The organism is Brevibacillus sp. FW306-2-1A-C05A (assembly GCF_058781555.1).
The window spans coordinates 1-9284 of sequence record NZ_JBYSWV010000087.1 but is presented as its reverse complement, the minus strand read 5'-3'; the positions used below and the strand labels follow the sequence as shown (position 1 = coordinate 9284).

At 51.4% G+C, this 9284-nt stretch carries 8 protein-coding genes and 1 tRNA gene; 1 reads left to right on the top strand and 8 read right to left on the bottom strand.

Features of this window, described 5'->3' with window-relative positions:
* Nucleotides 1–523 precede the first annotated feature (523 nt).
* The 6 genes from glmS to sigW form a co-directional block, all read right to left on the bottom strand.
* Nucleotides 524–2356 carry a glutamine--fructose-6-phosphate transaminase (isomerizing) gene (glmS, locus tag AC3WJN_RS25185; RefSeq protein ID WP_007780830.1) on the bottom strand — a complete coding sequence of 611 codons (1833 nt, stop codon included), beginning with the start codon at nucleotides 2354–2356 and terminating at the stop codon, nucleotides 524–526.
* A 459-nt stretch (nucleotides 2357–2815) separates the two neighbouring features.
* The gene (gene glmM / locus AC3WJN_RS25180; protein ID WP_005832267.1) at nucleotides 2816–4162 is read right to left on the bottom strand and encodes a phosphoglucosamine mutase; all 1347 of its coding nucleotides are present in this window, start codon (nucleotides 4160–4162) and stop codon (nucleotides 2816–2818) included.
* A gap of 43 nt (nucleotides 4163–4205) precedes the next feature.
* Entirely contained in the window at nucleotides 4206–5453 is a 1248-nt protein-coding gene (locus AC3WJN_RS25175) for a CdaR family protein (RefSeq protein WP_005832269.1), read from the bottom strand.
* The gene (gene cdaA / locus AC3WJN_RS25170) at nucleotides 5446–6264 is read right to left on the bottom strand and encodes a diadenylate cyclase CdaA (RefSeq protein WP_007780837.1); all 819 of its coding nucleotides are present in this window, start codon (nucleotides 6262–6264) and stop codon (nucleotides 5446–5448) included. Before cdaA ends, AC3WJN_RS25175 begins: the two co-directional genes overlap by 8 nt.
* A 107-nt stretch (nucleotides 6265–6371) precedes the next feature.
* Nucleotides 6372–6995: a zf-HC2 domain-containing protein gene (locus tag AC3WJN_RS25165; RefSeq protein ID WP_005832273.1), complete on the bottom strand. Its 624-nt coding sequence runs from the start codon at nucleotides 6993–6995 to the stop codon at nucleotides 6372–6374.
* Nucleotides 6996–7012: 17 nt separating this feature from the next.
* Nucleotides 7013–7576 (bottom strand): RNA polymerase sigma factor SigW, encoded by a 564-nt coding sequence (gene sigW, locus AC3WJN_RS25160; protein ID WP_005832275.1) that lies wholly within the window; start codon nucleotides 7574–7576, stop codon nucleotides 7013–7015.
* Between the two features lie 178 nt (nucleotides 7577–7754).
* On the opposite strand from sigW, the gene AC3WJN_RS25155 reads away from it, so the two are divergent.
* On the top strand, nucleotides 7755–7904 hold the full coding sequence (locus tag AC3WJN_RS25155) for an aspartyl-phosphate phosphatase Spo0E family protein (protein WP_005832277.1): 150 nt from the start codon (nucleotides 7755–7757) through the stop codon (nucleotides 7902–7904).
* A gap of 93 nt (nucleotides 7905–7997) precedes the next feature.
* Here the strand turns inward: AC3WJN_RS25155 and rocF are convergent, their stop codons facing one another.
* Both rocF and AC3WJN_RS25145 read right to left on the bottom strand, forming a co-directional pair.
* A complete protein-coding gene (rocF, locus tag AC3WJN_RS25150) occupies nucleotides 7998–8894 on the bottom strand; it encodes an arginase (protein ID WP_005832279.1) in 897 nt (298 codons plus the stop codon).
* Between the two features lie 195 nt (nucleotides 8895–9089).
* Nucleotides 9090–9163: transfer RNA gene (locus AC3WJN_RS25145), tRNA-Gly, on the bottom strand.
* Between the last annotated feature and the right edge of the window lie 121 nt (nucleotides 9164–9284).

The window sequence follows — 9284 nt, the reverse complement described above, 5'->3', positions numbered from 1 at the left end:
AATCATTCCTAGCGTTTGTATATGTCGCGTCCATCTTTAAACTAACTCAATAATGAGTTTTCAGACACATCCTAGTATAAAAGCAAAAAACCTTCTCCAAAACCCCACATATTCCATCGATTGACCGGTTGATACGGAATACACAGTGTTTTTTATCTTATGTACAGAATTCGAACCGTACACACTCGAGTTATATTTGTTTTGCCACTCCTTAAGCCTCGTATTCTCTGACATATTATCCCCCCGTCATCCATTATAAAACAATCTTATGTTGAATTGTACTTGGAACAAACGTGCTACGGAGCAGGATAATTGTTGATGCAGTCCGTTAAACCACCCTTCTTTGCTCTTACCGGAAAACTGCAATAATAAAAAGATGAGCTAGTCAATACCAGCTCATCAATAGGTCAGTAGTATACATAATTATTTTTCAGTATACGTTTTTATTTGTCAGTATACGTAATTATTTTTCAGTATACATTATTATTTTTCGTGAACAAAACCTCTACTCCAACAAATCCTGTTACTCCACCGTCACACTCTTCGCCAAATTCCGTGGTTTATCCACGTCCAGGCCGCGCGCGACGGATGCGTAGTAAGCGAGCAATTGCAATGGAATGACGGTCAGAATCGGTGTGAGCATTGGCAGGGTGGCTGGCATGTAGATCACTTCGTCCACGCTCTTCGCCAGGTCGTGGTTGCCTTCGGTCGCGAAGCCCAGGACGTGGGCGCCGCGCGCTTTTACTTCCACGATGTTGCTCACCATTTTTTCGTAGATGTCTGGTTGTGTAGCCAATGCGACGACTGGTACGTTCTCTTCAATCAGCGCAAGAGTACCGTGCTTCAGCTCACCAGCCGGGTATGCCTCGGAGTGGATGTAGGAGATCTCCTTGAGCTTCAGGGAGCCTTCCAGCGACACCGCATAGTCCAGGCCGCGGCCGATGAAGAACAGGCTGTTTACCCCTTTTGTGCTCTCGGCAAAGTGGCGAACCTGCTCAGCGTCTTCGAGCATGGCTGCGATTTTTCCAGGAATGGTCTCCAGGTGTTCCACGACAGTTGCTACCTCAGAAGCCGCAAGCGTGCCTTTTACCTGCGCCAGATACAGGCTGAACAGGTACAGGGCTACCACTTGGGAGGTGTACGCTTTTGTCGAAGCTACCGCTATCTCGGGACCGGCCCAGGTGAAGATCACTTCATCTGCCTCGCGAGCCACCGAGCTGCCCACGACGTTTGTGATCGCGAGTACCTTCACGTTGCTCTTCTTCGCTTCACGCAACGCAGCCAGCGTGTCTGCTGTCTCCCCGGATTGGCTGATGACGATCATCAAAGTTTTGTCCGTGTAGATCGGATCACGGTAACGGAACTCGGAAGCCACCGCTACCTCTACAGGTACGCGGGTCCATTTTTCGATGACGTCTTTTCCGACCAGACCTGCGTGCATGGAAGTACCGCAAGCGACGATGTAGATGCGGTCGTACGTCGCCAGCTCGGCATCGCTCATTTTCAACTCAGGCAAAATCACGCGCTTGTTCTCGTGGTCAATGCGGGCGCCCATCGTGTCGCGAACCGCTTGCGGCTGCTCGTAAATTTCTTTGAGCATAAAGGAATCGTAGCCGCCTTTTTCCGCTTGAACCAGATCCCACTCGACATGGAACAGCTCCCGCTCGATTTTCTCTCCGGTCTCTGCGTCCATCAGTTCCACGCCGTCGCGCGTCAAAACAGCCATTTCGCCTTCGTTCAAAATGTAAACGTCGCGGGTATGCTCCAGGATAGCCGGGATGTCCGAGCCGATAAAGCTCTCGCCCTGGCCTACGCCGACTACCAGCGGGCTGGCCAGACGAACGGCTACCAGCTTATCTGGTTCATGCTCGGTCATGATTCCCAGCGCATAAGCGCCACGCATGCGTTGCACAGCGCGACGCGCCGTGGACACGATATCCCCGTCGTACATGTCGGCGAGCAGGTGAGCGATGACCTCGGTATCTGTCTCGGAAGTGAACGTGTAGCCTTTTGCCAGCAGCTCTTCCTTCAACGGCAGGAAGTTTTCGATAATCCCGTTGTGAACGACGGCAAAAGACGTTTTTGCGTCCGTATGAGGGTGGGAGTTCTCGTCAGACGGCTTTCCGTGCGTCGCCCAACGTGTGTGCCCGATTCCCATGCAACCGGCAAGCGGCTTCGACGCCAGACGATCTTCCAGCACAGCCAGACGTCCTTGCGCCTTTTCCAGCTCCAGGCCGTTGTCGTTCACTACCGCGATTCCCGCCGAGTCATAACCGCGATACTCCAGCTTGCGCAGGCCTCCGATCACGATGTCTTGCGCTTGTTTATCTCCAATATATCCAACGATTCCGCACATAAGTGTATGATCCCCTTCCATATTGACGGGGACACAACCCAAAACCAATGGTACGGGGGAGTGCCCCCGCCATTCCATGTTTATGATCTATGTTTTTTTCCTTTGTCCGTGGCTACAAACGTATCATACGCAAAGTTTTGTCCACCAGATCACCCTGGTGCTTTGTCCTTGCGTTCTGCGGCAGTGATACTGCTGCCGGGAGGTACCCGCCGAATCCTTCGATAAACCTCCACCTCGTCCACTGGGCTCCATGTCGGGCAGCCGCAGTGCTGGCGCTTTACGACAGTTGTTTTCCGATCCTCGTATCCGCTTTGTCTTCGTCCGATCTCCTCCAATTTTTTCAAATCGTGCGTGCATGCACATGAACACTGTACCACAGATTGAGAGGAGCGACAACACCTTCGTCATTTACATGTATGCAAAAGGGAGTGGCGTCGCACCACTCCCCGAAACATTTTTTTACACCAGTTGCTGTTTTACCACGTCAACGATGCGATGCACAAGCCCTTCCAGTTGCGCAGCATCCGGGCCTTCTGCCATGACGCGCACGATTGGCTCTGTGCCGGATGGACGAACCAGCACGCGTCCGTTGCCCGCCAGCTCTTCCTCCACTTCGCGAATGGCCTGCTCGATCGCTTCGTTGCCGTTCAGCTTCGACTTGTCCTCTACGCGGACATTAATCAGCAGTTGCGGATACTTGACCATCACCTGTTTCAGCTCGGACAAAGGCTTGCCCGACTCCTTGATGATGTTCAAAAGCTGCAAGCCTGTCAAAAGCCCGTCACCTGTCGTATTGTAGTCCAGGAAGACGATGTGGCCGGACTGCTCGCCGCCGAGGTTGTAGCCGCCGCGCAGCATCTCCTCGACCACGTAACGGTCTCCTACAGCGGTTTTCGTTGTATGGATGGAGCACTCCTCCATCCCTTTGAAAAAGCCCATGTTGGCCATGACGGTCGTCACGACTGTATTGTTGTTGAGCTTTCCTTTTGCTTTCAGCGCGCGCGCACAGATCGCCATGATGTAGTCGCCGTCGATGATTTCACCTGTCTCGTCAACCGCGATACAGCGGTCTGCGTCCCCGTCAAAGGAAAGACCCAGATCGGCCTTGTGCTTCAGCACTTCCTCCTGAAGACGCTCAGGATGGGTAGAACCGCACTGCTCGTTGATGTTGACCCCGTTCGGGTTGGCCCCGATCGTAATCACCTCTGCGTCCACGTCTGCAAACAGACGGGCGGCAAGCGACGAGACAGCTCCATTGGCGCAGTCCAGAACGACCTTCAAGCCGTCAAAACGCTCGGATACGGTACTTTTCAGGTGAGAGAGGTACTTTTGCCCCCCCTCGAGGAATTCCAATACCGTACCGATCTGTTCTCCTACCGGCCTTGGCAAAGTGTCCTCTGCCGCATCCAAGTACTGCTCTACTTCTGCTTCCACTTCGTCGGACAGTTTGAAACCGTTGCTGCCGAAGAACTTGATTCCGTTATCCGGAAACGGATTGTGGGAGGCGGAGATCATGACACCCGCATCCGCACCCAGTGCACGCGTGAGATACGCCACGCCTGAGGTGGAGATGACACCCAATCTGACCACTTCTGCTCCAACCGAGAGCAAGCCAGCCAAAAGCGCGTTTTCCAGCATCTGTCCAGAAATGCGCGTATCGCGCCCAATCACCACTTTTGGTTTGCCTTCCTGCTTGTGTCTAGTGAGAACGTAGCCGCCAACGCGTCCGATTTTAAATGCCAGCTCGGGTGTCAATTGTGTATTGGCAACCCCACGTACACCGTCTGTTCCGAAATACTTCCCCATGTTTGTCCCTCATTTCCTTCCTTGTGCACACAACAGCTTATGTCTACCTTTGCTTGTTCGTGATTTCGATTGTGACCTTTTTTGGTGCGCTCGCAGAAGTCTTGATATAATCCGGCTGATTGAAAATGTAATTCAGAGGTACCTCGTACACACCAGCCGGCATGTTGCTAACATCTGCTACGACCTGCAAGTCTTCGTGTCTCAATTGATCCAGCACCTGTGCCGCGCCGATTACTTCAAAGTCAATTGTAGACAACTCCTGGCCATCGGTGGACAACACCTTGGCTTGCATAGTCTCTGACAACCCGCTGATGCGAATCGGGATTTTCTCCAAACGCTTGGTTGTGGACGGAACTACTTTCAGCGATACCTTGAGATACTCCGGTTCTACCTTCACAATGTTATCCATTAACGGTATCTTTAGCTCCAGAAGGCGATCTGATGTAATGTTGGCAAGATCGATTTCCGGACCCGGATAGGTGTTCGCCTTCATGGCGTCGATGACCTCTTTCGGACCGAAAACGGTCACCTCATCCACATTCATATCCATACTAGCCAAACTATAGCCATTCGGCATTTCATTCGTCAAGTTTAATTTGATCGGCACTTTCACAAAAGGACTCGTGACCGGGATATTTACTTCTACAGTAAGCGGAATGACATCCGCACCTTGAATCACATTTCCTGACTTGTCCACTACTTTCAGTGGGACTGTAGTCTTAATCGCAGAAGTAGCCCCTTCCAGATCGACAGACGCTTTGACAGCCGCCACTTTGTCTACCTGGCTTTCCGGCACTCTGACCAGTGCCCGGAACGGCTTGACGATCGGTTCTCCTGCGGTATAGCCAGGAGCTACTTGCCCCAGTTTTTCCACCGTAACCTCCCGTTCCACCGTCTTCTTCTCTTCCAGGGTGATTTCCACGATGTTCGGAATAATGCCCACTTTCACCTCATCGGGGAACCCTTTGTACTGGACAGGCACCCTGTGAGTCCCTTTTCCTAAATTGGTGGCATCGACGTACACTTCCATCGAATCAGCCGGGAAAAAGTTATGCCGGTAGAACGGGTTGTTGCTCTCCAATGCGACCTTTACCGTTCGCTGCTGCTTGACGACCTGAAAACGGTCTGTATCGTACTTGACATGCAAGGTCACACCGTCAATAAAGACGGGCTGGCTCGCTTCCGGAGTCGGTGTTTGCTCTGTCTCCAGGTTGACGACCATCCACATCATGACAGCCAAAAGCAGCGCTACGGCCCGTGCAAACCAATGACTGTTCAACCACTTATCCATGTTTTCGCCTCCATTGCCAACGACTGCCAATGGACTTGCCCTTTGACAGAGGCTGGAGCTGTTCGGTCAGCATCTCTGCCAGTTGCGCCTCCGTCAGATTTCGGTTCATCGCGCCATGCGCGGCAAAAGACACTTGTCCTGTCTCCTCCGAAACAATGATGGACATGCCATCCGAGACCTCGCTGACGCCGATTGCCGCGCGGTGGCGAGTCCCGAGCTCCTTCGAGATGGAGTTGTTCTCAGACAGCGGAAGGTAACAGGCAGCAGCCAAAATGACGTCCTTGCGCATGATGACGGCCCCGTCATGTAAAGGCGTATTCGGAATGAAAATGTTGATTAGCAGCTCCGAGCTCACGCGTCCGTTGATCGCGATGCCCGTCTCTACGTAATCGTTCAGCCCCGTCTCTCTCTCAATGACGATCAAGGCCCCGATCCGCCGCTTTGCCATGTAGGTGACCGATTTACACACCTCTTGCACCACACGGTTCACCATGTCATCGTCTTGCAGGCTGCTGGAGCGGGAAAAGAGCTTGCCTCGCCCAAGCTGCTCCAGCGCGCGACGCAATTCCGGCTGGAAGATGATGACCACAGCCAGTACCCCGAAGGTAAAAGCTTGCGACATCAACCAGTGCAGTGTCGTCAGTTGGAAGTACTTGCTGAGCAGCCAGGTGATGACGATCACCATGATCCCCTTCAGCAACTGTACCGCTCGCGTCCCCCGAATGAGCATAATAATTTTATAAATCACGTATGTAACGAGTAAAATATCCGTTCCATACCGCAGTAAATCCCCATAATCCATCGATATCATAACGAAGCCCCCATATCTCGCTCCATCTAAATAAGGTCAGCCTGTCTCCTGCGGAAAAAGCACGGCTCCACTGCCGTGCTGTTGATAGCTGTACTCTCTATTTTCTCTTATGGCAAGATCGGAAGCAAGTCATTTCCAATATTTTTCACCTCATACCAGATCCAATCGAAAATCGCTTCAATGGATTCGGTATTGCCTACCACTTGAGCGGTAGAGGCCACGAACACTTTTCCTTCGATGGCCACGACATTTCCTTTTACTTGCCCCTGAACATCCACGTTGCCGTTGCGCACCACCAAATCTCCATCAATGCTCGTTCCGGCTGGTACCACTACGACATTGCGTTGCCGATCTATTTTCAACTTATCCATGTTGGCTGAAGATACCTGCAGCGTATTATCGCGGTCAAACCAGTTCGCGCACAAGCTGCCAGTCATGAGGAACAAAAACACCGCTGCTGCTGTCAAAAACGGGTGGTTCCGCAGCCAGCTTGAAAACAGGTTAGCCTTCGTCGGCGCAGGCAATTGGGCGAGTACACGTGCCGTAAAATCAGGAGAAACATGAATATGTGAAGCGCTCTGTACAAAAGCGATGGCTCGCTGCAGCTCGTGCATATGCTGGCGGCAGCTCGCACAAGTTTTTATATGTGCTTGCAAATGCTGATTGGCTAATTCATCAGTGTCCCCATCCAAATATTCGTGGATGAGAATAATCATTTCCCGGCATTCCATCGTGATTTTCTCCTTTCTCACATCAATCGCAACTTGCTTCGCAACGCTTCCCGTCCTCGGTGAATGCGTGTCTTGATCGTCGTAATGGGAAGTTTTACGATATCGCTGATCTCCTGCAACGACAAGTCCTCAATGTAGCGCAAGATCATAATCGAGCGATATTTCGGCTGCAACTGGGACAGAGCACCCTGTACTGTCTCCTGCAGCTCCTGCGTCACGACTTTGTCTTCCGGTGTTTTCTCACTAGAAGACAGGCGCGAATACCAGTCCATTCCCTGTCCAGGTTCGGTTTCTTCATCCAATGAAAAGTCAGGTCTTTTTTTACGGCCACGGTCGATACATAGATTGGTCGCGATCCGGTAGATCCACGTGGAGAACTTGTAGCTGTCATCGTACGAATGCAGATTGGCATACACGCGCAAAAAAGTCTCCTGCGCGATGTCCTCCGCATCCTGACGGTTTCCCACCATACGATAAGCAAGTTGGAATATCTTGTCTTTATAAATTTCGATCAACTCCGCAAATGCTTCACGGTCTCCACGCTTCGCTCGCTGAGTCAACCGTTTCTCTACAAAATCCATGCGATCCTCCCCACAATACCGTAATCCTATATACGGATGATACTGCAAATGGTTTCGTTCTAAATGCGTGTTTGTGCAGGTAATTTGTTGGGAAATAGAGGAATAAGGTAACTGCCTACCTCTATATATTATTGATGATAACTCTTTCATCCCTCAGTTGGAAAGGAGAGTGGGACGTATGTCGAAGCAGGACGTTCTCCTCCAGATCGAGCAGCTACGCAAAGAGCTCAACGATCAGTATAAGAAGCAGGCAACCATCACTCCTGAATTAGTCGCCCTAAGCGTGCAACTTGACCATCTATTAAACGAACTACATCTCCATCCTTAGAATGTACTTCTTTCTCCCACCAATGTAAAGATGCGTAAAAAGCAAAAAGAGAGGCGATTTTTGCCTCTCTTTTTGTTCTCAGACAACGATTGGTTACAGCAGTTTATCGCCGAATACAGAGCTCATCAACGCGACTGCGACGCGCGCTGTCATGTTTTCACGGTCGAGGATCGGATTTACTTCCACAAATTCTGCGGAACAGAGAATGTCAGCGTCAGCCAGCATCTCCAGGGAGACATGCCCCTCCCGGTAAGAAATACCGCCGATAACCGGGGTTCCTACTCCTGGCGCGTCATGCGGGTCCAGTCCGTCCAAATCCAGGCTCAAGTGTACGCCATCGGTGTTTTTGGACACGTGGGCAATCGCTTCTTCCATCACGCGAGCCATTCCCAGCTTGTCGATCTCGTGCATGGTGAACACTTTCATGCCAATGCGCTTGATTAAATCGCGCTCGCCTTGATCGAGGTCGCGCGCCCCGATAATCACCACGTTTTCAGGCTGCAGCTTTGGCGCAAATCCGCCGATGTTCGTCAAACGCTTATGTCCATAGCCAAGGCTCGCCGCCAGCGGCATCCCGTGGATGTTTCCCGATGGAGAAGTCTCTCCTGTGTTCAAGTCTCCGTGCGCATCGAACCAGATGACCCCGAGATTTTTCACGTGCTTGGCGACACCTGCAATCGTTCCCAAAGCAATGCTGTGATCGCCCCCCAGCACGAGCGGGAAACGGCCTGCCGTCATGATATCGCTTACAACATCAGCAAGCTTTTCATTCGCTTCTACAACCTCATCCAAGTACTTATGGTTTTCTGTTTCCGTAAACCGATGAGGTCGTGTTACAAAAATATCTCCACGGTCCTCGATATGAAAGCCCATTTTCTCCAAACGAGCTACAACACCTGCGTAACGGATTGCACTTGGTCCCATATCTACTCCACGACGGTCTGCACCCAGATCCATCGGTACACCGACAATACTCATGTTCTTGTTCATGTAGACGCCCCCATTCCTTCGATCGTTGTTGCTTCACCCCTATATTGTAGCCCCCGATCGCGAAATGACTCAACTCGACAGGATTTTGCATAAATAACCCGTCTGTCCTAACGTCGTTCAAAATGGAATGGGAGCAGTCTTTACCTATGAAAAAAACGAGCAACCGAATCGGCCACTCGTTTTAGGCAATACGTATGGAGCGGGTGATGGGAATCGAACCCACGCGACCAGCTTGGAAGGCTGGAGTTCTACCATTGAACTACACCCGCGCAATCTTAGTTGGAAAACAAAAACCCGGCAACAAGTGCGGGGAAAAATGGTCGGGAAGACAGGATTCGAACCTGCGACCCCTTGGTCCCAAGCCAAGTACTCTACCAAGCTGAGCTACTT